This is a genomic window from Achromobacter xylosoxidans (assembly GCF_001457475.1).
Classification (GTDB): Bacteria; Pseudomonadota; Gammaproteobacteria; order Burkholderiales; family Burkholderiaceae_B; genus Achromobacter; species Achromobacter xylosoxidans.
The window spans coordinates 1,188,312-1,210,680 of sequence record NZ_LN831029.1 but is presented as its reverse complement, the minus strand read 5'-3'; the positions used below and the strand labels follow the sequence as shown (position 1 = coordinate 1,210,680).

The following is a 22,369-nucleotide window of genomic DNA, read 5'->3' as shown; positions in this document are numbered from 1 at the left end:
TGGCAGCACCAAACCGAGCGATCGGCGCAACAACCCAAGGAGCCTCCATCAATTCGATTAACCGATCACCAGAGCCCAGGCCGGCTCAGCTTCGAGCGTCATCCCCCAGTCCTGGTGGACAGGCATCCCGGCTGCGTGAGGCCATGCGAGGTGTTGCCGCGACAGTGACCATCGTGACGACGGGCAGCCCACAAGGCGACAAATACGCGATGACAGCCAGTTCGTTCATGTCCGTGTCGCTGGAGCCTCCGACGGTGCTGGTCTGCATCAACAAGCGCGCCAGCATCAGTGCACCGCTTCTCGCCTCGCGGCATCTGTGCATCAACGTACTTGGCGCGCGCCATCGAAAACTCGCCGTGCAGTGCGCTGGGGGCCATTCCCGCGACCGTTTTGCAGAAGCAGATTGGCACGTTGACGAAGCAGGATTGCCTTATCTGAAGGATGCCCAGGCCGTACTCGCATGCAAGGTCCAACAGGTTGTCGATGGGGGTTCCCACCACGTCATCCTGAGTCAAGTGGTGCGAGCAACTGCAGGTCCTGCCATTGATCCGCTGGAGTATCTGGACGGAAGCTTTGTGCAGTTTCGCCACGAGCAAAACAGGGACAGTACTCTTTAGGGTGACACGGTTCTCCCGGTGGCTGACGTTGCCTGAATTATGGCTCCAGCGTCAATGTGGAACGCGCTCGAATGGATTGGATGGCGGCCCGGCGGCACCCTCGGCCTATGCTGCGGGGACGCTGCTTCCGTCAGGTAGGCGCGCATGAGTGCGACAAAATTGTCAAACGAGACAAAGGAGGCTATAGTAAATCCTGTCTCAAACCTACCTGGGAGATGACCATGCCCACTGCCATCGAATTCATTGCCGACCGGCTACCGCGCGTCACGGTGGAGGACGTGCGCCGCTTCGCGGATACCGTCGAAATCCGGGATGCCCCGGCTTTCGCGGCCGAGTTGCAGGCGTTCATCCACGAGCGCGTGGAGGCGGTGAAACTGCCCGCCAACCTCGAAGGCGAAACGGTGGAGCAGGCCTTAAAGCGCAAGGCGGCCGCGCTGCGCGCCGAGACGCGCTGGGCACCGGCCGAAACCGACGTCCAGCGAGGCCGCGCCGTCCTGCTGGAGGCCTTCAACCAGCCGCACAACCTGCCGATCCCCGAGTACGCCAAGCTGGCGGACAAGTCGCGCCAGCAAATCTACAAGGACATCCTCGCCCGTCGGCTGCTGGCGCTGAACGTGGGGCCCCGCGGCCAGAAACTGCCCGACTGGCAGCTCGACCCCGTGAAGCAGCAGTTGACCCAAGCCGTGCTTCAGGAGGTCGAGGGCATCGACCACTGGACGATCTACCGCGCGCTGTCCGAACCGCTCGAAGGCTTGGGCGGTCGCTCGCCGGTGGATGCAGTGACGCATGGCACGATCGACGACGTGGCCGAGGCCGTGTTCAACGTGCTGGGCGTGCAGGTGCATTGAAGCGAGACCGCGATGAGCCGCGAGCTGCCTTCGTTCCTGATCGATGCCGGTGAACTGCTCCAGCATGTGAGCCGCATCGTCTATCGGGGCAGCCCGCTGTACTATGGCCGCAGCAGCACCAATCGCTACGACGATCCGGCACAGGCCTACGGCGTACTCTACCTGGGGCGCGACCTGCCCACGGCGCTGATGGAGTCGGTGTTTCACAAGCACCAGTGGCTCGCGGACACGAAACGCTCGATCGCGCTGAAAGAAGTCCAGAGCCGGATGGTGCGCGCCGTAGGGGTACTCAACCGCTGCGCAAGTTCCTGGCGCAGTCGGGCGCGGGTATCGATCAGCGTCTCCAATGGGCAGCCCACCTCGGTCATGCCGACGAAGGCGCGTTGGTACTCTTGGGCAATGTCCTTGTCGTTGCCGAACAGGACTTCATGGGTCGGGCGGTTGTGTCCGGCCAGGTAGACCACGAAGCATTCGACCATCGCGTCGGTGACCCCACCAGTCTCGAACAACTGCCACACGTCGAACAGGTCGCGCGGGTGCTGGCGGTCGAGGGCGGCGACGAGCTTGCCGGCATAGAGTTCATCCGGGGCCAGGGTCGGCGCCTCGAACTCCACGCCGAACAGGTCGCTGGTCCTGGCGCTCAGAGGCCGGCGTTCGACCGGCAGCACGGTGCCGCGGAAGACGACATTGACCTCGACTTTCACCTGGCTGGTGTCGTTCTCGACCACCAGCTTGGTGTCGCCCAGATCCTTGCTACGGATCAGACGCGACTGCACGCCAAGGCGCTCGACCCGCTGCGCAATGGCAGCCAGCTCCTGGTTGATGGCCTGCAGCGCCTGATCCCGGGGCGGGTCCCATGGCCGGTAAACCACGTCGATATCCACCGACAAGCGGGGCATGTCCTGCACGAACAGGTTGATGGCTGTGCCACCCTTCATGGCGAAGACCGTGTTGTCGAACACGTCGGGAGCGATGGCCAGTAGCAGACGGACGGTGTCGGCGTAGTGCCTATCCATGGGGATTCAGGCTCAGCAAGGTGCCATCGTCGAGCCGGCTCATCCAGCGCTTATTGCTGCCGGTGCGTACGGGGTACTGCTCCAGCAGCGCATCGACGTCGACCACGCTGGTCTCGCGCGCCCAGGTCAGGAACAGGCGCACGGTCTTGACACTGGTGCAGCAGGACAGCAGTCGCCCGAGCAGATCCTTGCGCGGTGATCGCAAGCCGTCGAAGAGGTTGCGGGTTTCTTCGAGGCTTTGCCGGGTGCCGGCCTCGTAGAGCAGCTCCAGCACGGCACGTTCCGGCACCGCCACCAATAGCCCGTCGGGCTGCCCGGGAGGCGTGTGCAAGGTTTTGCCGGCGAGGCTTTCGTCGGGCCAGTCGAACAGTCGGGCGTTGACGTAGCGGGCTGGAAAGCGCACGGTGAACCAGGATGGCAGCGCAAAGCGGGCATCGCCCCAGAGCACCTGCGCGTCCCGCGTGGCCAGGTTGTGGCGCACCCCCTGCAGGGCCAGCGCGCTCTTGCCCCCGACGTGCAGACCAGCGACCCTACTCTGCAGGTAGCGCAGGGCGCCGCTGACGTCGAAGTCGTCGTTCGGGAAGGCGTAGACGCCATGGGCCAAGCGCCCCAGCCAGCCGCCCTCCACGTAGCGGGCCGCCAACTGGGGCGATACGCCGAAGGATTCGAGCACGGCGAGATCGAACGGGGCTCCACGGGGAAGCTCCGCCTGCAGGCGTTTGATTACTTGATGTCTGCTATTTCCACTCATAGGTTAAATGTACAGAAATATCTAATCTATTGCCATGTTGGGACAGATGAATGCTCAAAAAGTAGCCTCATGGTTGTATTTGGCGTATAAATCTAATCATGTTGCGCTCGCGTGAGCCTGGCTTGGGCTACCGCCCTCAAATCGCGCAGCGGGCAATGCCGTATTGATGGCCGCGCGACGGTGGCCATCGGCATAGACTGGAGAGAGCATGTAACCCGGAGAGACAGGTATGACCATGAACACGACAACCCGCCCTAGTCCCACAGAACGCTTTGGCCGCCGGCTCGGCCGTGGATGGCGTGCGTACGTGCATCGTGAGCGGAGCGTGGCCGGATGGCTGGTCTCCAAGGGCGTGCCGACTGCTGTCGCGGCCACACTATTGTGGATCGTCAAGCTTGCTGTCCTGGCGGTGTTGTTCTACGCGCTGTTCTGGTTTGCGCTGCTGCTGGTGTTTCTGATGTTTGTTGCCCGAGGTTACGAACCCGTCGATTTGACGATGCCCGAAGCGGAATGGCGGGACGGGTACGCCGGCTATGGTCTCTACTCCAGCGATGGATACCGTATCGACCAGCACGACCCCAATGATCCCCAGAACACCTAGCTCTCTTGCCAAGCGCATGTGAGGAGGAACCCCGGCAAAGGTATGCCCAAACTGCTATCGGATAGTGCGCTACTTCTTCTTGCTCGGCGTAGATGCCCACTTCATTGCATTGCCGAACGCCAGTTCTGCTCCCTTCCCGCCAGAGGCTTTCGCTCCCTCTGTTCCACCGGTCAGGCCCTGCAACACATTTCCGACGGAATAGCCCGCCCAGCCCAGGGCTGTCACCCAGAACAGGGGCAGCACGATGAACATTGTCGCCATGACGTAATTCAGCAGCATGTCGCCGAATGTGTTGTTCAGGCCCATCGTGATGTTGAAGTTCATGTGCGGCCGATTGAATCCAAGTCCCCAGCCGTAGAGCGCATCGAGAATCGTGCTGTCGATCCAGCGCGCGAGTTGGAACCAGAAGTCGACGAAAAACAACGCAAACTGAACCATGCTGATCGTCATCACGGTATTTAAGTTGTAGGTGCCGAACACCAGCACCAGGGGATTGCAGATAACCACGGCCATTTTCAGCAGAGACAGCACCATGGGTAACGCTTGGCGAACCGCATCCATGGCGGGGAAATAAGCAAGCGAGCCTACCGCCAGGCCCACGTCACTTGCTACGCGGGTGATGAGGTTCGGCTCGGTCATATTGATCTGGCCGCTGTAGTCGGTGTAGACGCCACCCAGGTTGACTTTCTGCCGGCCCGGTGCAGCGATAGCCCTGATCACCGAGTCATCCACCTCGGTGCGGCTGAGGAATCCGGCCCAGCCGGCGATGCGGTTGAGCAAACTGGCATCGACCTGAGCCAGCAAGCGGGCGCGCAGGCCGTTGCCACCGTCACTCCACCACTGGCGGCAGGTCGGATAGCCTGCACCGCTCGGCACCTGGGCCAGGCCGGCATCCCGGTCGCTGTCGTACGCCCAGCCGTCGCGCGGTGTCTGGGCGCGATAGGTGTCGTAATAGCCTGCGGTATCGGTGAAGAAACGCGAGCCAATCCAGGTGACGTCGTGCATCTGGTCGCCATCGAGATCGGGGCGACCCATGAACAGTTTGGCACGTGCGGGGCCATAGCAATCGCGCGTGAAATCGGCCACTTCCTGGGCCAATAACGGGTCGTCGATGCGCGTGGCGTTGATCTCCATACGCATTTGCCGGAGGTCAGTACCACATGGAATTGCGGCCACTGAGGCGCCGGTCACCGCCCGCGACAACGCGTGCATGAACCCCCACCAGACCGGCACCTTCGCCGATTGGTTGTTGAGGGTGGAGAACGACTGCGACCAGCCCGTGTCGGTCGGCTGCGGCACGTTGACCTGGCACTGGGCCGAGCGCGAGCTGTCGTACTGGATGGTGTTGAGATCCACGTCGATGAACGGGATGCCAGCGAACATCACCACCACGATGGCGACGAAGACCCGGTTCTCGATGCGGGCAGCCGAAAGCACACCCTTGTTGCCCTCGTCCGCACCTTCCGAGCGGGCCTTGAGCCACTCCTGCACGATGATCGCCAGAAAAGGCAGCGCGAAGACGCCGCTGGACACCAGCACGGCCCAGATGCCGTTATGGACGATCCACGAAACCAGCGTCAGGTAGTACTCCAGGTAGTCGGTCGTGAAGAGCGTCATGGCCCGAATCCCCTCAGCCCTGCATCCACAGGCTGGCTTCCAGCGCCACGATGGCCACGACGCACGCGATCTCGCTGCGCATCAGGCGTCTCCGTGCCTGTGAATCTGCCCCTTGTTGGTCTTCGCGCGCCAGCAACCGGCGGCGCATCCAGACCCAGCCATAGGCCGTCGCTCCGTAAAGGCACAGCCGCCAGATGAAGAAGTACCCTGCGGCCGCGGCCAGCCAACGTTCCCAGCCCGCCACGCTGCCGACCAGATAGATGCCGGCGATGTTGGCCCCCACCGCGGCGACGACGATGATCACCGTCCACAGCAGCGTCTTCGCCGCGCGCCGGCTGAACAGCCAGCGCAAGGGGCGCCAGGTCATGCGCACCGCGCTCATGGCCGGCCTCCCGGATTGCCCTTCTGCAACTGGTCGAGGCGGTTGGGCACCGGGTCGCCTTCGTAGATGCCGCGTGAGCCGGCCGCACGCGTTCCGTGGCGCTGGATGATGGCCATGGGCGAGTTGTTCGCCAGCTCGCGGCGCAGTTCCAGCTCGGTCTTGAGGTTGCGGATCTCCCGGTCGAGCGTGTCGCTCTCGTGGTTCACGGCCTCGACCGCCAACTTGTTGGCCGCGACATTGGGCTCCTTCTTGCCAGTCAGCAGCGTGCGCTGGAGCAGCAACGCCTTCTCCAGCACCGACGCCAACGCCACTTCGGATGCAAGGCGCCGCGCCAGCAGGTCCTGGTCCGGCTCGTCGCGCAGCGCCTCGATGACCCCGCGCGTGATCGGCAGCGATGCGCTGCCGGCCTGGCGCAGGTTCTCCGGCGTGGTGTTCTTGGCCTTGGTGATCAGCTCTTGCAGCGCCTGCAGCTTGGCGTCGTATTCCTCCTGGATCAGCGGCGTCAAGCCCACCCCGGGCACCGTCTCGGTCTTTGTGCAGGCCTCACACGTGCGCTGCTCTTTCTCGCCCAGCACCCGCGTGGCCCATTCGACGGCCTGCTGCGGCGAGGTCCATGTCTGGCAGGACAGGCTGGCGCAACTGGCAGTGGAGATGGCTGATGTATCGGTCACGCCGCGGCCGTTGACCAGGTTGTAGCCCGCACGGGTCACGTCACCGACGATCCTGATCGCGGCTTGGCCGGAACCGCCGGCATTGCTGCCCCCGACCCAGGGCACGCCGTCGTTGCCCCGGCGGCTTTCAGCCTGCTCGATGGCTGACACCGCGTCCGTGCTCGACACCGCATCGCGCAACGCCAGACCTTCGGCCATCTGGCTCCAGCCAAGCTGGCCCCCAGCGGCATCGGCCATCCGCTCGGCCATGGCGCGGCATGTCAGCTTGGAACGGTCGAAATCCAGCCGCGCTTGCAGCACGCCATTTGTAAGCAGATTATACAAACCGGGATCGGCTCGCTGGATGATCAGCGCAGGCAATGACGCCACGGCGCTGGTCGCGCTCTGGATGACGCTGCTCATGATCTGCTGGAAGCCGTTCGTGATGCCGTTGAGCTGGTTGCGCAGGGTGGTCTGGATGCTCATGTCGCCGCAGATCAGGTTGCTGTTCCAACCGACGCCAACGCCGATCGAGCGCATGCCAGCAGCGCGCCCCATGGAGACCGCGCTGCCACCACCGATGGAATACATGACGTCATCGCCGATGACGGGGCCGCTGTTCTGGAATCCCACCTGTGCCCAGGCCACGCCACAACCCAAGGCAAGCGCCGCAGCCAGTGCTGCAGGACGCACCATGCAGTATGCCGAGTGGCAGATATTCGTCGATGCTGAACGCTTCATCGCTGCGCCCTCATAGGAAATCGACACTGCCGAGGAACACCTGGCCCCTGCGCTCGCAGCAGGCATAGGGCCGCCACAGCGCCCACGCGTAATCACCTTGCTGGGCCTGGGTCAGAAAGCCGCTGCGCGGGAATACCGTGCAGGACGAAGACAGGACAGGGGTAAGTTCCTGCCACTTGCCGGTCGAGGCATCGCCCTCCATCAGAGCACCCGCAGGCCAGTAGCCGTCGCGGGAAGTGGCGAGCAAAGGCTGGTAGACGTGCAATTGGCCGCGTCGCGTGACGACATCGCCCGCACGTTGGGCCACCACGGCACCGGCCTTGTGGTCATCGGGCTGGTGCAGGAAACCGCCACGCGGGTAGACGGCTCCCCACAGGTTCAGGGTTGTGCGCGCGCCGATCTCGCGCATGCCGGGGATCAACGCCTCCGGGTAAGCCATCTCGGGGACGTTGTAGCGCCAGGCTAGCGTGTCCAGAGTGCTGAGCAGGTACGGCATGAACGCCGTGCCCGCACCCGCGCAGAAGTAGCCCGAGGACGAGACGAACCGGTTGAACACTTCGGCGCCCGGGTGGCCGATGACGTCGGCGTTCTTGAAGCGTGCGAGATTGTTTTCGTGACCTTCGTTGGTCGTACCGTCGCCGCCGGCCTCGGCCGTTGGGTTGGGCATGCTCATGGCCCGCACTTCGACCCAGGGGTTCGCGCCCGTGTCCGAGTAGGACGAAACGACGGCGTCGGGGATGTAGTGGCGCACCTTCACGGACGTGCGCACCGTGCAGCCGCCCCAGGTGCAGTACAGCCAATAGCAAATCCCCACGACCCGGTATTCCAGGCAGTCCGGCGACATAACGGACGAAACGATGGTGGCCGTGTTCAGGGCATAGCTGCCCGTGGCGCTGAGCAGCAAAGCTGAGGCAACAGCAACCCGCGCGCGGCGAAGCAGATTGAATGGGCGGCTCACGGCGCTGCCCTCCGGTGCCGTTCGATGCGCGCGATGGCGCGGGCCACGTCCGTCTCGCCATAGACCACGTAGCGCTGATCCACCACAACGGCCGGAATGGTGGTGATGCCCAGGCTCCAGGCGTCGGCAACGCCCTGGTAGGCGGACGCGGCGCGGCGCTGGAGGTCAGCACCGCCCTTGTCCAGCCGGCCCTTGACGATGGCGGACGCCTGCTCGGCATCGGCGGGCAGTTGCGCGGAAAGCTCGGCTTCGATACGGGACGCTTCGTCCAGCTCGATCAAACGCTCGCCGCCCATGGTCTTGACCGGATAATGGCTGTCGGTGACGACCACCACGTCGGCGGCGTACGTCGCCGGGCTGAAGACCGCCAGCGACGCCGGTAGCGCAACGGCCAGGCCCAGGGTTCGCCAGCCTGATGCGAATTTGGAAAAGGATGCTGGCATGTCGCATGCCCCGAAAGTTGATCAGGGCCATAGTCAAACGCCGAACCCGATCCGGGACCTACAAACAATGCGCAGTCCGACGCACCCGTATTGGTCCATGCACGCAATGCCGCCATGCCGTCTAAATCGGAGGGAATCGCCGTTGAACCGAAGAGGATGAGAATCGGCTATAAATATCGGTTTCTCCGTTATTTATCGAAGCCAACATATGAACCGCGCCCAACTCGTTGAAATCCTGGCAACCAAGAACGACCTGTCAAAAGCGACGGCCAACGCCGTGCTCGACACCTTGATCGACACCATTCAAACCGCCGTGAAGAAAGGCGATGCGGTACAGCTCGTAGGCTTCGGCACGTTCAAGTCCGCCAAGCGTGCCGCGCGCACCGGCAAGAACCCCGCCACCGGTGCCGCCCTGAAGATTCCGGCATCGACCGTGCCGAAATTCGTGGCCGGCGCCAAGTTCAAGGCCGTGGTCGATCCCAAGGCCGCCAAGCGCAAGGCCGAGAAGGCGGGTAAGTAAGCCCATCTTGATGGTCGCCTCCACTGGCAAGCACCAGGCGACGGTTATCCTTTGCACGACCTCCATCCACCCCAACGGCGCCAGGGCCACAAGACACCATGACCGCGTTTTCTGAATCTTTCCGATCGGAAGTAGCCCGAATAGCGCGCAAGGAGAACAAGGGGGATATCACTTCCCTGCGCAAGTTGACCGCCAGCCAGCGTGGCGAAATCGCCGCGCTCAAGCGAGACGTCAAGGCGCTGGCCGGGCAGGTGCGCGGGCTGGCCAAGGCGCTGGAAAAGTCACTGGCATCGATCGGTCGTCAGCCTTCAGGAAGCCAGGCCGCCGATGCGTCTCGAGTTCCTGGCGCCGCAGGCGCGGCGGTATCCCCGAAGCGAGGCGGACGCCCCTTCGTTTTCAGCCACGAGGCGTTGCTCGCCAAGCGAAAGGCGTTCCAGATGAGCCAGAAAGAGATGGCCCAACTGCTCGATGCGTCGCCCCTGAGCGTCTACAAGTGGGAAACCGGCAAGGTCACGCCTCGCGCGGCCCAGCTCCTGCGCGTGCGTGAAGTGCTCAAGATGGGAGTGCGCGAGGCTCGTAAGAAGATTGCCGAATAAGCACAGGTCTTCGAGTCCTTGGTCACTGGGGTGATCCCGTGACCGTTGCGTCAGACGGGGACGACGGGACATCTGCTGGCGGTTCGGCGGCGTCGCCGGCAGCGAGCATATCGATCGCCGACAGCAGCGCATCGCCAGGCACAGGGCCAGGCAGCAAGACGCTCTTGCCGCTGGAGTGATCAACAAGGCGCAGCGAAGGCGTCGCCGTGATTCCCGACTTGGCCGCTTCCCCGGCCTGGGACTGCACGATGCTTGCGGTCTGTTCGCTGCTTATGCACGACTTGATCTCGGCGGACACGCCGGGGAACGCTTCCAGGTTCGCCAGACCTTGCCCATCACCGCGCGTGTTGGCATAGACCCACTGCACGGCAGACCAGAACGCCTCATGCCCACCGGCCAGACCAGCGCACTCGACCAGACGAGCCTCCTGGCCGGCGGCGGGTTCATGGACGGTCAGCGGCATGTGGTGCCATCGCAGGTTGACGTCCTCGTGCTCGGAGACCCACTGCCGAATCTGCGGTGAATACGCCTTGCAGTACGGGCACTCCAGGTCGGCATAGAAGACGACGGTGAAGCGCGCGTCAGGATTGCCCAGAAGCCAAGGCGGACCCGATACCTGCGCGGTACCCGCAGCTGAGGAACGCCTTGCGCTAGGCATGTCCTGCGAAGTCATCAGGAACCAGATTGCCGGCACCGCGATCAGCACGCCGACAACTGCCCAGCGCAGAGCACGTCGGTCACGCAGATGCTTGCGAAACGTCTGCAACTGAATCGGAATGGGCGGTAGCTTGGACACGATGTCCTTCTCCGATAGTCATTGAGGCAGGTTCAATGCCGGCGACTCGATGCCGCGCGCCTGGTCGATCTTCTCGGCCACCTTGAACGCTGCGTCCAATTCGCTGATGCCATACTGCTGCATGAGCTGATAGCGCTCGGCCTTCTCTTCGGGCTCAGTTTGCGCGAGCGCGAGATACAGGCTGGGCGGCACAGCCCGGAACAGCACTTCCATGCTCTTGGAGAGGATGACACCCTCGGTGAACTTCCCAGCCTCCTTGCGTGCCGACAGCATCAGCGCCTTCTGCGCGGGCGTTAGCTCGCGAAAGCGCGCGATCTTCTCGACCTCATCGGGTGGCATTGAAAGGCATACCCACCATTCGATCATAGATAGCATGGGTTCCGCGGCGCGCGGCAGGTCGTCAATGTTCTGCGTGGCGAGCCAGAACCAGGCCCCCAACTTGCGCCACATCTTGGTGATCTTGACCACGTAGGGCGCGAGCAGCGGATTTTTTGTGATGATGTGACCTTCGTCGGTCACATTGATGATTGGGCGGCCAAGGTATTGATCGCGTTCGGCGATGTTGTTGACGGTGCTGATGAGCGAGATGTAGGCGATCGACAACTGCGCGTTGTAGCCCTCACGGGCGTAGGTCGCCAGATCGACCAGGGTGATGTCAGCCTCCGGCCACGGGGTGCCAGGCCGATCGAACATCTCGCCGTCGCTGCCTTGGCAGAACATATCCATCGCGTCCGCCATCTCCAGCAGTCGCACGCGTCGCATTTCGGGCAGCGTGGGGTCCTGGCCGCGAGTGCGCAGCGCATCGCGCACATCGCGCGTGAGCACCGTGCGGCTCTCGCCGCCTTCGCCGTGGCAGCGCTGAGCCGCTTCGAGGATGCACTGGCGGATCAGCGAGCGGTCGGCCCGCGTCATGCGAGCTTCTTCCTTCTCTTCGCCGCCGGTGATCATCAGCCGCGCGGTGATCTCCAGTTCGCCCAGAACGTCGCGCTGCTCGTCCGCCTCGGCGGCTGCAGCTTGCGGTGGTTGGTCGTCATCCAGCGCGTCGGCGTCGAGCGTCTGCACGGCGCTGGGCGTTTCGATCAGCCGGCGTGCGTCCGCGAACGGCGCCAGGGTGATGCCCGAGCCGGGCGCCAGCTTGACGCGGTTGACCGTGAGGCCGAGCTTGCGGGCGAATTCGCTGAACAAGCCGAAGCTGTTCCCGGCTTCGACAATGAAGAGGCGTGGCCGGTAGATCGCCGTAACCTGGTTGAGCAGGTTGTTGAGCGTGGCGGACTTGCCCGAGCCGGTCGGGCCGAACAGGAACAGGTGGGCATTCATCTGCCGATCCAGCCTGTTCAGCGGATCGAAGGTAATCGTTCCGCCACCGCGATTGAACATCGTGATGCCGGGATGCCCTGTACCCTGGGCGCGCCCCCACACCGGCGACAGGTTCGCGACGTGCTGCGCGAACATCAATTGCGTGTACCACTTGCGCAGATCCTGGCCGGGGTTGTAGCAGCACGGCAACCAGCGCAGATAGCTGTTGAGCGGAGCCACTTCGTCGTCTTCGCGCACCGGCTGCAGGCCGGCGTTGAGCATGACGGTGGCCAGGTCCAGACCCCGCCGGTCCAACTCGGCTTCGTCGCGCCCTCGCAGGTAAAACGCCAGCGTGCCGCGATAGAGCTTGTGGGCGCTGCCGATGAGCGATCGGGCCTCCTGCACGTCCCTGAGCGTCTGCTCGGACGCCAGGGTTTCGCCCACGGCCTTCTTCGCCAGGTGGTTCAGATCCGATTCGAGAACGTCCTGCGGCGTGACGACCATCGTCAGGGACATCACCGTGTCTTCCGGCATCTGATCGAACAGCGTGTTGATGGCATCGCCCTTGCGGGTTTCGCCGGTCAGGTGGCCGGTGCCGGGCGGCATGCGCAGCCGGTCTGTGACCAGCACCCGGTGCGGCATACCGTCGAAGTGCCAGGTTCCGTGCGCCACGTCGGAGCGCGGCTGGCTGAAGAACAGCCTCTGGCTGAAGTCCCGTCCGCTCGCCAGTTCGATCTCGTCGGCTTCCGTTTCCTCAGGGTAGCCCGCCAATGCGTAGAAGCGCTCCCGGGCTTCCGCTCCAGGGCCGAGTAGCGTAGGACGGGGATTGAACCAGCGCAGCAGCCAGTCGTGCACATCGGCAGCATCCATGCGCCGCGCCTGGATGCCGGCGTTCGCCAGGCCGCCGCACAGACGGTCGCACACAATGCTCAGCATTTGCTCCGGTGTTTGGCCGCGTCGGCTGGCCTGGCCGGCGGCGCGGCGGTAGACCACCATCCGCACCCGCCGCGTCTGGCCGCGCCAGCGCAGGCGCGTGACCACCGTGTCCTCGAACAGGCCGCCAGGCTTGGCCACTGCGCGCAAGTGATGACTGAAGAAGCGCAGGTAAAACTCCGTGAACGCCGTGCCACGGGCGCGCGGCTGCACGTAGTCGCGCAGGGTCTGCATGTAGTGGTCGAAGCTGGGCTCGTCCTGGGCATACAACTGCACGACCCAGGGATTGTCATCCAGCTCGTCGAAGCTGTCCTGGAGCGCGTTCTCCAGCGCATCGCGAGCCTGCGCCAGCCAGGCCGGCTCGCGGCCCTCGGTGCCCAGCGGCACCAGCTCGAAGAAGGCGGCGACGGACTGGCCGTCTTCCAGCAGCATGGATTTCGACTCAGGAAGGAACTCGACCCAGGGCAGCAGTTCGACAAAGGACGGCGCGACGTCATACAACGCCTGCTCTTCAGCCACGGTCGCTGGCTTGCGCCCCTGAACCGCCGTGCCAGGCTCGGGAATACCCGCCTGCCGCAAGGCTTCGACATGGCGCTGCCAGCCATCGGCCTGTTCGTCGTCCCCGGTGCTGACAGCGGCGAGCTTGAGCCATGGGAGTTTCACGCGCATCAGTAGTCCTCCACGCGCTCGCCCGGCATGGCGTACTGCACGCGCTGGTACAGGGGGAAGACGGTCGTATAGCCCGGCACCGGAACGGGGTCGGTGCCAGCCAGGTGCGGATACACGTACATCACCAGGTCGGGGTTCGGCAGGCGCAGGAACTGGCGGTGGATCTCGTTGCGTGCGGTGCGCGTGTAACGCATCTGCTCGGCTGGTGCGGCCTGCACATCCGCATCGGTGAGCGGCCGGCGCAGGCTCTGGCGCGCATCGAGCAACTGGCGGCGCGCCACCTGGCCCGCACCGCCGATAGCGCCGTCCCCGGCGTTCTGGTTCCAGATGTCCATCATCGTGTTATCGCCGTGTGGCAGCAGCTTTTCCTTGCTGGTGGCGCAGCCGCCGAGCAGCGCAACGGCCACGACCAGCGCGAGTGTCTTAGTCAAGTTCGAGAGCATGGCTTTCTCCTGCGCGGTGATCGACCTTGCGGCCTTCGGGATCGAAGTCGATGGCGAGTGGTTTTTCGAGATGGACGGCGACCTTGGCGCCGGGCTGCACATAGACGGCGGCGAACGCCTGGCCATACAACTTGTTGACCCAATCGGCCATGTCGCGCACACCACCGGCCAGAATGCGGCCCATGGCCTCATTGCCCGAGATGCCAACGCTGCCGATGGAGCCGTCCGCACCCACATAGGACATCTGGCCGCTGTCGCTGTCGATCAAAGAGGCCACGCCGGCACCGGCCGCGGTGATCAGGGCCTGCGAGCCGAGGTACTGCTGGGCGTTGCTGCGCCGCTCGCCGCTGACGCACGGAATGCCGTAGGGATCGCTGATCCAGCCCAGCCCCCCGGTTTGGGAGTTCTGCTGCTGACTGTTCTGCTGGTTGCCGTTGCCGTCATCGGGGATGGTGCGAATCGTCCCGTCGTGGAAGACGAAGGTGATGCTGCGCACCTGGCCGCGCACGCAAGAAAGCGTCCAGTCGCCGGAGGCGGTGCCGGAAAACACCGCGCCGGCGACGTCGGGGATGTCGATGCCGTTTGCGGTGAGGTTGTCCGGGCCGACCAGCACTTTGAACGGATACGGATCGTTCACGGTGCCGTCTACAGGCACGCGACCGATGAGGGCCGTCATCGCCACGGATCCCATCAGCGTGGAGTTCGTCGGCACGGTATAGACAGGCGTGGCACTCTTGACCCCGGCAGCCCGCGCCCCGGCATTGACCACGGTCTCTGCCGTGGTTTCCAGCGTGCGTTGCGCAGGCCCGAAGCTGGTCGGGAAGCTCAAGCCGCCGTTGGCGCCTGAGCGACCCTCGGCCTTCTTTGCGTCGTCCGGCTCCACCCAGCGCACGCCACCCTCCATGCCGGCCTCATCGCCATCGCGTAAACCGAGACCGACCGGCAGGTCGGCATGGCCGCCATCGCGCCCGCCGATGCTGTCCAGGCGGCGCTGCAGGTCGGCCAGCAGCCCCTCGGTCTGCTGGCGCGCACTGGCGGCTTGTTCCTGGTCACGGCGCAGGTTGGCGCGTTCGGCCTCCAGCGCCGAATTGATGCGCTGGTCGATCGCGTTCTCGCGCTGGCGCAGGCGCTGGTTTTCTTCTCGCTGGGACTTGTTGTCCGAGAGCGCGGTCTGAAGCTCGGTGCGTAACTGCTTCACTTGGGCCACGAGCGTCGCCACGGTGTCGCGCGGGGTATCGCCCTCGATGCCCAGCGCCTTCATCTCCTCTGGCGTGAGCTGGCTTCCCGCAACGGCCTGCGACGGCGCCGAGGAACTGCCGCCCGAGAACAGACGGATGCCGACGAACAGCACCACCAGGGCCACGGGGATCATCAACCACTTCAGAAGTCCGTTACTGCGCATGGCCGGCCTCCTTGCTGTCCTCGCTGCCCTCGACAGCCCGGGCCTCTGTTTCCGGCTGTGGCAGATGTGCAGCCGGGTCGAAGCGGTGGATCGCCGGCAGCAGCGATTGCGCCAGGCCACGGCCGCGCGTCACCAGGTAAAGGACCGTGGTGTCCTCCGGTGTCCCTCGTGGGCCGAGCGCCTCATGCTGGAAGGTGGCGGTCAGAAAATCGCCTTGCAGCACGCGCGGGTCGAGCGTGACCCAGCCGCTGCTGTCGTTGGTCAGCCGCACGGCGGTCACCCACTGGTCTTCCAGCCGCCACGAGGCGAGCGCGACGGCACTCACCGGCAGCGTCGGCATCAGCGTGCCGAGTTCCAGGTCGCGGCGCAGGTTGACCCGCGCGACGCCCGGCAGCGGCTCCACAGTGCGCAACGGCGCATAGAGGTTCTGCGCGGCAAAGCGTGTCAGCACAACGGGGAGCGGGGTTTCACGGCGGGCGGCTCGGGCGATCCCCGAGGCATCAGACCGCACTGGCGTCTCGTCGGCACCTGCCGTCTGATCGCCATAGCGCGGCGCGGGCGTGGTGGCGCCTTCGACGATCCGCACGGGCTCCAATGCCGGCTCACCGTCCTTGGCAGGCTCGGCGGCGATGTCCAGCAGGATCAGCGCGCCGGTGTCGGCATCTTGCAATTGCAGCCGCGTGGGCTCGATCGGCTCGCTCGCACGCAGGTAGACCGCGCCGCCTGCGCTTTGCACGCGCAGGCGCTCGCCAACCCCGGCCGGCACGCCCACGCGGACGTTGCGGTCGATGAACACGATGCGCTCTTGGCCGACCTGCAGCGGCACAGCCAGCGGCATGCGCTCCCAGCGCAGGATTTCCACGGCCTGGGCGGTAGGTGCCATCGTCACGGCGATCAGCCCCAGCAAGGCGAATGCGTGATGCTTCATGGGGAGGTTCCTCCTTGAGACGCCTGCGCTCCCAGGCCGCCAGGGGCCGTCGCCGGGCGTTCCGGCGCCGGTGTGCTGATGCGCTGGGGCGTGCCGTCGTAGCAGTCGAGCGCCAGGCCGAAGGGATTGCGCGCGGGATCGACGTCGATGCGCGTCACCTTGATGGGGTAGCGCACCAGGGCGCGCTTGACCTGCTCGGCGCCGTAGTACTCGTCCGCGCTGATATCCAGCGTCACCACCCAATCCCGGTCGGATACGGTGCGCACGCGCGCCGTGGGGTCGTCGCCATAGCCACGGCCGGGAATTTCATAAATTCCCCGCACGCGCTGCCGCAGCTCGCCCGTACTGCGCCGGTAGTCGTAATCGGCCCGCAGGAACGCATGGCAGGCGGGTGTCAGATACGGCGAGAGTGCATGCAGGTTGCGCGAGTAGTCTTCCTCACCGTTCGTCGGCCAGCGGTTCAACTGCTGGAACACGTAGAACGTGAAGGCATAGACCGACTCGGGTGGCACTTCCCACCATTTGCGCGTACTGCCCGAGCGCAGGTCGGGTGGGACGTGGATGGTCAGGTCGCTCGGTGCGCTCCACCAGCCGCCGCCCATCACCAGGGCCAAGACGGCCAGCGCGCCAGCGCCCAGGCGCAGCGTCTTGATGTGCGCTTGCAGGTGAGCGATCTCGTTCTTGAAGCGGCTCATCGCGTCGCCCTCCGGGTGGACCAGAAGCCCGAACGCGATACCAGGACGTGGCCGCCCACCCAGCCGGCCATCAAGGGTTGGAGCGTGGCAATGCGCCACTGCAATTGCCGGTACAACCAGGTGTCGGGCCTGCCGCGTTTGAGACGGCGCAGGATGCCACCGCCCACAAACACGCCCAGGGCTACGCCCAGGACAACGAATGTGGGCGCCAGCGCGATGGTGCGGAACACCCACGACAGCGGCACGCCGATCAGCAGGCCTGCGACACCACACAAGCCGCAGCAGATCCATAGTTCGTCCGCGGTCAGGCCGCGCACAACCACCGGATGGCGGTTGAGCCGGTGCGGCAAGAACGTGACCGTCCCGTCCGCGCGGATGTGCTGGTGCTCGGACATGGCCTGCACCTGCTTACAGGATGCCGGTGGCTTCGGTGAGCAGCCAGATGCCGATCACGAGCAGGACAGCGCCGACGGCGACCGTGAGGCCGAACTGGCCCCACGTCTTGCGGCCGGTGTGGATTTCCGCATAGGTGCCATAGGCGTGGTAGCACACGCCGATGAACATGGAGGCCACCACCAGCAGCGCCACGAGCATGACGATGTCGTAGCCATAGTTGCGGATCGTCTCCATGATGCCGTTGCCGGTGCCCCGGGTGGGGTTCTCCAACTGCGGCAGGCCCTGCGCGAGCGAGAGCGCGGGCAGCGTTGCGGTGCCCAGGGCCATGGCGGCGCGCTGGGCGAGGCGGGAAGTGAGGATGTGGCTTTGCATAGTCAGTCCTTTCAGATCAGGAGAGGAGGAAGAAAGTCAGGACGAGGTACATCGCGACGAAGCGGATGCAGACGCCGAGAAACTGGCGCTGGTTGAGGCGGCTCTCGGACCACCCCACGTAGGCCGTTCGGATGGCCCAGACGCCCCAGACGAGCAGGACTGCGAACACGACGCCGACCAGGACGGTCGCCATCGCCGAAGGCGCGATGCCGCTGTTGGCTTGAAATGCCGAGACCTGGGCACCGTTCATGGCTTGGCCTCCGCAGTCGGCGGCGGCGATGGCTCGGTGGCTCGCTCGGTGCGGTAGTCGCCGGACAGTTCGGAGGGGTCTCGCGGCTGGGCGCGCGACGGTGTGAGATGGGCCTGGATGCCGGAGCGCACACGCGCCAGGTCAGCCAGCAGCCGCGGATAGTCGAAGTGGTAGCGCTCGCCTGGCTGGATGGGGGTATGCGCGGCGCTGTCGGCGACTGTGCGCTCCAGCGCGGCGAGCTGGCGCAGCGCGGCCACCAGCTCCTGACGCTGTGCCGGGGATTCGGCCAACGCCATCGGGGACTGGCCCAGCAGGAGGGCCGTCACGAGAAAAGTGGGCACGCCGCGATGCGCGGCGCGCTGCCAGGTTGAAGCCAACATCGCGCCATTCCTGTGTGATCAGCAATGGCTCGATCGTGGAGAACGAGTTGGGTTTAGGCCGCAAACAATAGGAACCTGGCCATGCCCGGATTCCGGAGCAGACAGGAGGGCGACGGAAGCTCAGACCGCTTTTCGATTATTGCGTTTTTCGAGTATTTCGAATAAGATTGGGCCTGCAACTCGTTTTCGCTAGGAGCTACCCATGACCACCACCGCTGCCCAATCCAAGATGACCCTTCCCGCTGCGGCAGAGGTGAAGGCCGCCGTTCAGGGTCAACGTGCCTTGGCGGCCTATCTGGCAACCCAGTTCGAGACGCAGCACATTCAGATCTTTGACGACCACAAGCAGGCGCATCAGGTGGAGCTGCCCACCTCGGCTTTGCGCCTGCTTGTCGACATCCTGGCTGAACTGGCCGATGGCAACGCCGTGAAGGTGGTGCCCGTTCACGCAGAGCTGACGACACAGGAGGCAGCCGATCTGCTCAACGTGTCCCGCCCCCATTTAGTCAAGCTGCTCGAGGATGGAGTGTTGGCATTTCACCGGACCGGCAAGCACCGCAGGGTGAGGTTCGCCGATCTGATGCAGTACAAGGAAGCGCGCGAGCGCGCCAGTGAGCAGGCGATGGCCGAACTCGCTCAGCAGTCGCAAGAGTTGGGAATGGGGTACGAATGAGGCATTCCCCCTTCACAGCCGTCTACGACGCATGCGTTTTGTATCCCGCGCCACTGCGGGACTTCCTGATGTGGCTCGGCCTGTCCGGCCGCTTCAGGGCGCGGTGGAGTCAAGCCATCCATGAGGAGTGGAAACGCAACCTGTTGATCAAACGACCCGATCTCAACCGGGCGCAGGTCGACAGGACGTCCGATCTCATGGACAGGGCCATTCCGGACGGCGTGGTGGAGGGATATGAAGAGCTCGTGGCAGGCCTGACATTGCCCGATCCGGACGATCGGCACGTCCTGGCTGCGGCGATCCGCTGTGGTGCGAGCGTGATCGTGACGTTCAACGAACGAGATTTCCCGAACGAGCTGCTGGCTGCGTACGGTATCGAAGCGCAGCACCCCGACGAGTTCGTGGACAACCTGCTGGATCTGGATGCGGCCGCCGTCGTGTCAGCAGCGCAGCGCCAGCGTGCCCAGCTCAAGCATCCGCCAATCGACGTGGACTGCTTTCTCGAAATCCTGCTTCGCCAAGGCTTGGTGCAAACGACCAAAGTGCTGGCGACCTATCGCACCATCCTCTGACCGCCGAGTGACACGAATGACCAAGAATCCTCCATCAGACGTTACTTTGCCGAAAGGCATCCATCGAAGCTGGAAGCTGCCGAACAAGTCGCTGGGTGACTTGTGGGATTCGATCGTGATGGACGAAGCCCTCAAGAAGCAGTTGCTGTCACAAGCGATCGTCAACTTCACGGTGCGCCCCAAGGTGGATCGCACGGTACTTCCCCTGCATGGCGTGATTTTGCTGGTCGGCCCGCCGGGGACTGGAAAGACCTCTTTGGCAAGGGGGCTGGCGCATCGCGTGGCCGAATCGTTCTCCTCGGCAAAGTTCCGATTGCTGGAAGTGGAGCCTCACACGCTAACGAGCTCTGCGATGGGCAAGACACAGCGCACCGTGGCAGACCTGTTCTCGCAGTCGATCGCAGAATCCGCAGCGACGGGGCCGACGATCGTACTTCTGGACGAGGTCGAGACGCTCGCGGCTGATCGAGCCAAGCTCAGCCTGGAAGCCAACCCCGTTGATGTTCACCGGGCCACCGACGCAGTGCTGGTGCAGTTGGATATGTTGGCCGAACGCCACCCGCATCTGCTTTTCGTGGCCACCAGCAACTTCCCACAGGCCGTCGACAGCGCCTTCCTGTCTCGTTGCGACATGGTGATAGAGGTGCCATTGCCCGGCAAGGATGCATGCAAGCAGATCCTTGTGGACTGCCTGAGTGGTCTTGCAAAGACATTCCCCGGGATTGGCAAACTTTCCTCGGCTCACCAGTTCGACGCGTGCGCTGGCGAGTGCGTCGGGCTGGATGGTCGGGCCATTCGCAAGGTCGTCGCCAACGCTCTTGCTGCCGACCCGCAAGTGGCTATCGACCCGAACAAGCTTTCCGTAGAGCACTTGCGCAGTGCGATGCGACAAGCCAAGCAAATGCGTCTTCAAGGAGGGAAGCAAGAATGACCACCGTTGTCAGCCGGACGTTTCGCAGCTCGCCGCACCGCGATGCGTTGCAGACGTGGGATGCCATTGTCGAGCTGCTCACTCAGGGCAAGGACGGCACGGCTCGTTCTGAACTCAGGGCCGTGGCGGGCGTGGCCGCAAGCTTGATCGCCGACCAGGCGCCCAAGAGCGCGCCCATCGTTGCGACATGCGATGGACCACGAACCAGGATCTACTGCCTGTTCGACGAAGACGCGATCGATGGTGATGATGCCAACGAAGACGTCTTGGGGTTCGAACCGCTGAAGGGAAACTGGGGAGTTTCGCTGCCGTGTCCGAAGGAGCAGCTTGGTTGGGTGCAAACCGCGCTCAAAAAGCACAGTTCTCGCATCGTTGCACGGGACTTGAGCCACGGAATTGCCACGCAGGCGCAGGCCGATGCCGGGCAGGCCTTGTCGCTGGACCTCGGAGGTTTTCTCAAGTCATGAGCACCGTCGCCACCTACTCGTACACGCACTCGGTTACCTATGTGACCGACAACATCCTCAAGAGCCTGAAAGACATCATCGTGCTCAGTGGTCTTGACCCCGAGCACTTTGCGGATCGTTGGGAAAGCAATACCCGAGCCATCAAGACATGGCTAGGAACCGGTGATCTGCGCAAGGTGGTCCTGGAGATTTACAACCCGTCGACTGACAAGCTCGTGACCCGTTGGGATATAGACATCGTGTATGGATGGTCCGATGGCGACGGCAGCTTCTGGACGGATACCGAGCAGTTGAAATACGCGATCAAGAAGGCCGGACTGCTGCCATCACAGGCCAAGTACAAGGTCATGCTTGATACCAAGCCCGGGCGGCCTGACGTAGAGGGGTGGAGCAAAGGAAGCTATCGCTCGACGGATGGGATGGTCAAGCAGAGCCTGGGCTCGACTGTCGAACATAGTGGCCTGGCGGGTCAGGCCGGATATTGGAGGCAACGCTGATGCTGTCGATCGATGAAGCTTTTCGCAAGTTCAAGTCGCGCCTGGAACTCAATGAGCGCGAACAGAAGAATGCCTCACAGCGCCAGAACGAGGTACGGGACTACCTGCAGACGAAGTTCGGCATTGCGCGCAGCTTCCTGACCGGCTCCTACGCCCGATACACGAAGACCAAGCCACTCAAGGATATCGACATCTTCTTCGTGTTGAAGGACTCGGAGAAGCACTACCACGGCAAGGCCGCATCGGTGGTGCTGGATGACTTTCACGCTGCATTGGTGGAGAAATATGGCGAGGCGGCCGTGCGCAAACAGGCGCGATCGATCAACGTGGACTTCGGTGTTCATATCGACGCCGAGGACAACACGGACTACCGGGTGGTCAGCGTGGATGCGGTGCCCGCATTTGACACCGGCGACCAGTATGAGATACCCGATACGGCGTCCGGAAAGTGGATCAAGACGGACCCAGAGATCCATAAGTCCAAGGCAACTGCAGCGCACCAAGCCTATGGCAATGAGTGGAAAGGTCTCGTGCGCATGGTGAAGTATTGGAACAACAACCCCAAGCACGGTGATCAGAAGCCAGTGAAACCATCGTTCCTGATCGAGGTTATGGCCCTGGAGTGTCTTTACGGCGGATGGGGAGGATCGTTCGATCGCGAGATCCAGTCGTTCTTTGCTACGCTTGCCGATCGTATTCATGACGAGTGGCCGGATCCCGCCGGCCTCGGCCCTGCGATTAGCAACGATATGGACGCTGCGCGTAAGCAGCGCGCGCAGCAACTGCTGTTTCAGGCGAGCCAGGACGCAAGCACCGCGATCGATCACACGCGCCGAGGTCGCAATATCGAAGCGCTTCGTGCCTGGCGTGCACTGTTCGGCCCCAAGTTCCCACTATCCTGATTCCATCAGCTGCCACACGTCCCATCG

At 63.8% G+C, this 22,369-nt stretch carries 27 protein-coding genes and 2 pseudogenes; 12 read left to right on the top strand and 17 right to left on the bottom strand.

Annotation, left to right across the window (positions count from 1 at the left end; translation table 11 throughout):
* Nucleotides 1-164 precede the first annotated feature (164 nt).
* From AT699_RS30830 to AT699_RS30820, 3 genes and pseudogenes are all read left to right on the top strand, one after another.
* Nucleotides 165-617 (top strand): flavin reductase family protein, encoded by a 453-nt coding sequence (locus tag AT699_RS30830; RefSeq protein WP_158646885.1) that lies wholly within the window; start codon nt 165-167, stop codon nt 615-617.
* A gap of 221 nt (nt 618-838) precedes the next feature.
* Nucleotides 839-1,465 carry a hypothetical protein gene (locus AT699_RS05625; protein WP_024067923.1) on the top strand — a complete coding sequence of 209 codons (627 nt, stop codon included), beginning with the start codon at nt 839-841 and terminating at the stop codon, nt 1,463-1,465.
* Nucleotides 1,466-1,477: 12 nt separating this feature from the next.
* A pseudogene (locus tag AT699_RS30820) lies at nt 1,478-1,759 on the top strand (RES domain-containing protein); the annotation flags it as partial.
* Here AT699_RS30820 and AT699_RS05620 read toward each other — a convergent pair.
* Together AT699_RS05620 and AT699_RS05615 are read right to left on the bottom strand one after the other, a co-directional pair.
* Nucleotides 1,738-2,481: pseudogene (locus tag AT699_RS05620) on the bottom strand (nucleotidyl transferase AbiEii/AbiGii toxin family protein); the annotation flags it as partial. The pseudogenes AT699_RS30820 and AT699_RS05620 sit on opposite strands and share 22 nt — an antisense overlap.
* On the bottom strand, nt 2,474-3,232 hold the full coding sequence (locus AT699_RS05615) for a type IV toxin-antitoxin system AbiEi family antitoxin domain-containing protein (protein WP_058207233.1): 759 nt from the start codon (nt 3,230-3,232) through the stop codon (nt 2,474-2,476). The pseudogene AT699_RS05620 and the gene AT699_RS05615, both read right to left, overlap by 8 nt.
* Nucleotides 3,233-3,461: 229 nt before the next feature.
* Here AT699_RS05615 and AT699_RS05610 point away from each other — a divergent pair, with 229 nt between their 5' ends.
* Complete coding sequence (locus AT699_RS05610) at nt 3,462-3,833, top strand: DUF3742 family protein (protein WP_425306388.1); 372 nt, start codon at nt 3,462-3,464, stop codon at nt 3,831-3,833.
* A gap of 69 nt (nt 3,834-3,902) precedes the next feature.
* Here AT699_RS05610 and AT699_RS05605 read toward each other — a convergent pair whose 3' ends face one another.
* Genes AT699_RS05605 through AT699_RS05585 form a run of 5 tightly spaced genes read right to left on the bottom strand, consistent with a single transcriptional unit; the run spans nt 3,903 to nt 8,624 of the window.
* Complete coding sequence (locus AT699_RS05605) at nt 3,903-5,450, bottom strand: conjugal transfer protein TraG N-terminal domain-containing protein (RefSeq protein WP_024067919.1); 1,548 nt, start codon at nt 5,448-5,450, stop codon at nt 3,903-3,905.
* 13 nt (nt 5,451-5,463) lie between these two features.
* Complete coding sequence (locus AT699_RS05600) at nt 5,464-5,832, bottom strand: hypothetical protein (RefSeq protein ID WP_024067918.1); 369 nt, start codon at nt 5,830-5,832, stop codon at nt 5,464-5,466.
* On the bottom strand, nt 5,829-7,223 hold the full coding sequence (locus AT699_RS05595; protein ID WP_058207232.1) for an integrating conjugative element protein: 1,395 nt from the start codon (nt 7,221-7,223) through the stop codon (nt 5,829-5,831). Before AT699_RS05595 ends, AT699_RS05600 begins: the two co-directional genes overlap by 4 nt.
* Nucleotides 7,224-7,233: 10 nt before the next feature.
* Nucleotides 7,234-8,181: a TIGR03756 family integrating conjugative element protein gene (locus AT699_RS05590; protein WP_058207231.1), complete on the bottom strand. Its 948-nt coding sequence runs from the start codon at nt 8,179-8,181 to the stop codon at nt 7,234-7,236.
* Nucleotides 8,178-8,624 carry a TIGR03757 family integrating conjugative element protein gene (locus AT699_RS05585; protein WP_024067915.1) on the bottom strand — a complete coding sequence of 149 codons (447 nt, stop codon included), beginning with the start codon at nt 8,622-8,624 and terminating at the stop codon, nt 8,178-8,180. Before AT699_RS05585 ends, AT699_RS05590 begins: the two co-directional genes overlap by 4 nt.
* A gap of 208 nt (nt 8,625-8,832) precedes the next feature.
* On the opposite strand from AT699_RS05585, the gene AT699_RS05580 reads away from it, so the two are divergent.
* Entirely contained in the window at nt 8,833-9,144 is a 312-nt protein-coding gene (locus tag AT699_RS05580) for an HU family DNA-binding protein (protein WP_024067914.1), read from the top strand.
* Nucleotides 9,145-9,242: 98 nt separating this feature from the next.
* The gene (locus AT699_RS05575) at nt 9,243-9,740 is read left to right on the top strand and encodes a helix-turn-helix domain-containing protein (RefSeq protein ID WP_024067913.1); all 498 of its coding nucleotides are present in this window, start codon (nt 9,243-9,245) and stop codon (nt 9,738-9,740) included.
* Nucleotides 9,741-9,762: 22 nt separating this feature from the next.
* On the opposite strand, the gene AT699_RS05570 is transcribed toward AT699_RS05575, so the two are convergent.
* Genes AT699_RS05570 through AT699_RS05525 form a run of 10 tightly spaced genes read right to left on the bottom strand, consistent with a single transcriptional unit; the run spans nt 9,763 to nt 18,300 of the window.
* Nucleotides 9,763-10,539, bottom strand: a complete 777-nt coding sequence (locus tag AT699_RS05570; protein ID WP_058207230.1) for a DsbA family protein — start codon at nt 10,537-10,539, stop codon at nt 9,763-9,765.
* Nucleotides 10,540-10,554: 15 nt separating this feature from the next.
* Entirely contained in the window at nt 10,555-13,434 is a 2,880-nt protein-coding gene (locus AT699_RS05565; RefSeq protein WP_024067911.1) for a conjugative transfer ATPase, read from the bottom strand.
* Nucleotides 13,434-13,877 carry a TIGR03751 family conjugal transfer lipoprotein gene (locus AT699_RS05560; protein ID WP_024067910.1) on the bottom strand — a complete coding sequence of 148 codons (444 nt, stop codon included), beginning with the start codon at nt 13,875-13,877 and terminating at the stop codon, nt 13,434-13,436. The genes AT699_RS05565 and AT699_RS05560 overlap by 1 nt, the downstream gene beginning before the upstream one ends.
* On the bottom strand, nt 13,858-15,279 hold the full coding sequence (locus AT699_RS05555; RefSeq protein WP_024067909.1) for a TIGR03752 family integrating conjugative element protein: 1,422 nt from the start codon (nt 15,277-15,279) through the stop codon (nt 13,858-13,860). The genes AT699_RS05560 and AT699_RS05555 overlap by 20 nt, the downstream gene beginning before the upstream one ends.
* Nucleotides 15,269-16,207: a TIGR03749 family integrating conjugative element protein gene (locus AT699_RS05550; protein ID WP_024067908.1), complete on the bottom strand. Its 939-nt coding sequence runs from the start codon at nt 16,205-16,207 to the stop codon at nt 15,269-15,271. Before AT699_RS05550 ends, AT699_RS05555 begins: the two co-directional genes overlap by 11 nt.
* Nucleotides 16,204-16,902: a PFL_4703 family integrating conjugative element protein gene (locus tag AT699_RS05545; RefSeq protein ID WP_024067907.1), complete on the bottom strand. Its 699-nt coding sequence runs from the start codon at nt 16,900-16,902 to the stop codon at nt 16,204-16,206. The genes AT699_RS05550 and AT699_RS05545 overlap by 4 nt, the downstream gene beginning before the upstream one ends.
* Entirely contained in the window at nt 16,899-17,297 is a 399-nt protein-coding gene (locus tag AT699_RS05540; RefSeq protein ID WP_058207559.1) for a TIGR03750 family conjugal transfer protein, read from the bottom strand. The genes AT699_RS05545 and AT699_RS05540 overlap by 4 nt, the downstream gene beginning before the upstream one ends.
* Nucleotides 17,298-17,310: 13 nt before the next feature.
* Nucleotides 17,311-17,670, bottom strand: a complete 360-nt coding sequence (locus AT699_RS05535) for a TIGR03745 family integrating conjugative element membrane protein (RefSeq protein WP_024067905.1) — start codon at nt 17,668-17,670, stop codon at nt 17,311-17,313.
* A gap of 16 nt (nt 17,671-17,686) precedes the next feature.
* Entirely contained in the window at nt 17,687-17,920 is a 234-nt protein-coding gene (locus tag AT699_RS05530) for a TIGR03758 family integrating conjugative element protein (protein ID WP_013520781.1), read from the bottom strand.
* Nucleotides 17,917-18,300, bottom strand: coding sequence for an integrative conjugative element protein, RAQPRD family (locus AT699_RS05525; RefSeq protein ID WP_024067904.1), 384 nt, complete (start codon nt 18,298-18,300; stop codon nt 17,917-17,919). Before AT699_RS05525 ends, AT699_RS05530 begins: the two co-directional genes overlap by 4 nt.
* A gap of 202 nt (nt 18,301-18,502) precedes the next feature.
* Here AT699_RS05525 and AT699_RS05520 point away from each other — a divergent pair, with 202 nt between their 5' ends.
* From AT699_RS05520 to AT699_RS05495, 6 genes are read left to right on the top strand one after another with little or no spacing between them, the layout of a single operon-like run.
* A complete protein-coding gene (locus AT699_RS05520; RefSeq protein ID WP_024067903.1) occupies nt 18,503-18,973 on the top strand; it encodes a helix-turn-helix domain-containing protein in 471 nt (156 codons plus the stop codon).
* A complete protein-coding gene (locus AT699_RS05515) occupies nt 18,970-19,545 on the top strand; it encodes a PIN domain-containing protein (RefSeq protein ID WP_058207229.1) in 576 nt (191 codons plus the stop codon). The genes AT699_RS05520 and AT699_RS05515 overlap by 4 nt, the downstream gene beginning before the upstream one ends.
* A gap of 16 nt (nt 19,546-19,561) precedes the next feature.
* On the top strand, nt 19,562-20,476 hold the full coding sequence (gene cap6, locus AT699_RS05510) for a CBASS system CD-NTase-associated protein Cap6 (RefSeq protein WP_024067901.1): 915 nt from the start codon (nt 19,562-19,564) through the stop codon (nt 20,474-20,476).
* The gene (gene cap8, locus AT699_RS05505) at nt 20,473-20,943 is read left to right on the top strand and encodes a type III CBASS phage resistance system CD-NTase-associated protein Cap8 (protein ID WP_024067900.1); all 471 of its coding nucleotides are present in this window, start codon (nt 20,473-20,475) and stop codon (nt 20,941-20,943) included. The genes cap6 and cap8 overlap by 4 nt, the downstream gene beginning before the upstream one ends.
* On the top strand, nt 20,940-21,440 hold the full coding sequence (cap7, locus tag AT699_RS05500) for a type III CBASS phage resistance system CD-NTase-associated protein Cap7 (protein ID WP_024067899.1): 501 nt from the start codon (nt 20,940-20,942) through the stop codon (nt 21,438-21,440). Before cap8 ends, cap7 begins: the two co-directional genes overlap by 4 nt.
* The gene (locus tag AT699_RS05495; RefSeq protein ID WP_024067898.1) at nt 21,440-22,342 is read left to right on the top strand and encodes a CBASS oligonucleotide cyclase; all 903 of its coding nucleotides are present in this window, start codon (nt 21,440-21,442) and stop codon (nt 22,340-22,342) included. The genes cap7 and AT699_RS05495 overlap by 1 nt, the downstream gene beginning before the upstream one ends.
* The last annotated feature ends 27 nt before the right edge of the window (nt 22,343-22,369 follow it).

Excerpts from the sequence above, each read along its gene's own strand:
- AT699_RS05595 (WP_058207232.1), bottom strand. The coding sequence starts at position 7,223 with ATGAAGCGTTCAGCATCGACGAATATCTGCCACTCGGCATACTGCATG.
- AT699_RS05580 (WP_024067914.1), top strand. The coding sequence starts at position 8,833 with ATGAACCGCGCCCAACTCGTTGAAATCCTGGCAACCAAGAACGACCTG.
- AT699_RS05610 (WP_425306388.1), top strand. The coding sequence starts at position 3,462 with ATGACCATGAACACGACAACCCGCCCTAGTCCCACAGAACGCTTTGGC.
- AT699_RS05520 (WP_024067903.1), top strand. The coding sequence starts at position 18,503 with ATGACCACCACCGCTGCCCAATCCAAGATGACCCTTCCCGCTGCGGCA.
- AT699_RS05495 (WP_024067898.1), top strand. The coding sequence starts at position 21,440 with ATGCTGTCGATCGATGAAGCTTTTCGCAAGTTCAAGTCGCGCCTGGAA.
- cap7 (WP_024067899.1), top strand. The coding sequence starts at position 20,940 with ATGAGCACCGTCGCCACCTACTCGTACACGCACTCGGTTACCTATGTG.
- AT699_RS05525 (WP_024067904.1), bottom strand. The coding sequence starts at position 18,300 with ATGTTGGCTTCAACCTGGCAGCGCGCCGCGCATCGCGGCGTGCCCACT.
- AT699_RS05515 (WP_058207229.1), top strand. The coding sequence starts at position 18,970 with ATGAGGCATTCCCCCTTCACAGCCGTCTACGACGCATGCGTTTTGTAT.
- AT699_RS05555 (WP_024067909.1), bottom strand. The coding sequence starts at position 15,279 with ATGCGCAGTAACGGACTTCTGAAGTGGTTGATGATCCCCGTGGCCCTG.
- AT699_RS05615 (WP_058207233.1), bottom strand. The coding sequence starts at position 3,232 with ATGAGTGGAAATAGCAGACATCAAGTAATCAAACGCCTGCAGGCGGAG.
- AT699_RS05530 (WP_013520781.1), bottom strand. The coding sequence starts at position 17,920 with ATGAACGGTGCCCAGGTCTCGGCATTTCAAGCCAACAGCGGCATCGCG.
- AT699_RS05545 (WP_024067907.1), bottom strand. The coding sequence starts at position 16,902 with ATGAGCCGCTTCAAGAACGAGATCGCTCACCTGCAAGCGCACATCAAG.
- AT699_RS05550 (WP_024067908.1), bottom strand. The coding sequence starts at position 16,207 with ATGAAGCATCACGCATTCGCCTTGCTGGGGCTGATCGCCGTGACGATG.
- AT699_RS05575 (WP_024067913.1), top strand. The coding sequence starts at position 9,243 with ATGACCGCGTTTTCTGAATCTTTCCGATCGGAAGTAGCCCGAATAGCG.
- AT699_RS05605 (WP_024067919.1), bottom strand. The coding sequence starts at position 5,450 with ATGACGCTCTTCACGACCGACTACCTGGAGTACTACCTGACGCTGGTT.
- AT699_RS05565 (WP_024067911.1), bottom strand. The coding sequence starts at position 13,434 with ATGCGCGTGAAACTCCCATGGCTCAAGCTCGCCGCTGTCAGCACCGGG.
- AT699_RS05625 (WP_024067923.1), top strand. The coding sequence starts at position 839 with ATGCCCACTGCCATCGAATTCATTGCCGACCGGCTACCGCGCGTCACG.
- cap8 (WP_024067900.1), top strand. The coding sequence starts at position 20,473 with ATGACCACCGTTGTCAGCCGGACGTTTCGCAGCTCGCCGCACCGCGAT.
- AT699_RS05535 (WP_024067905.1), bottom strand. The coding sequence starts at position 17,670 with ATGCAAAGCCACATCCTCACTTCCCGCCTCGCCCAGCGCGCCGCCATG.
- AT699_RS05585 (WP_024067915.1), bottom strand. The coding sequence starts at position 8,624 with ATGCCAGCATCCTTTTCCAAATTCGCATCAGGCTGGCGAACCCTGGGC.
- AT699_RS05560 (WP_024067910.1), bottom strand. The coding sequence starts at position 13,877 with ATGCTCTCGAACTTGACTAAGACACTCGCGCTGGTCGTGGCCGTTGCG.
- AT699_RS05540 (WP_058207559.1), bottom strand. The coding sequence starts at position 17,297 with ATGTCCGAGCACCAGCACATCCGCGCGGACGGGACGGTCACGTTCTTG.
- cap6 (WP_024067901.1), top strand. The coding sequence starts at position 19,562 with ATGACCAAGAATCCTCCATCAGACGTTACTTTGCCGAAAGGCATCCAT.
- AT699_RS05600 (WP_024067918.1), bottom strand. The coding sequence starts at position 5,832 with ATGAGCGCGGTGCGCATGACCTGGCGCCCCTTGCGCTGGCTGTTCAGC.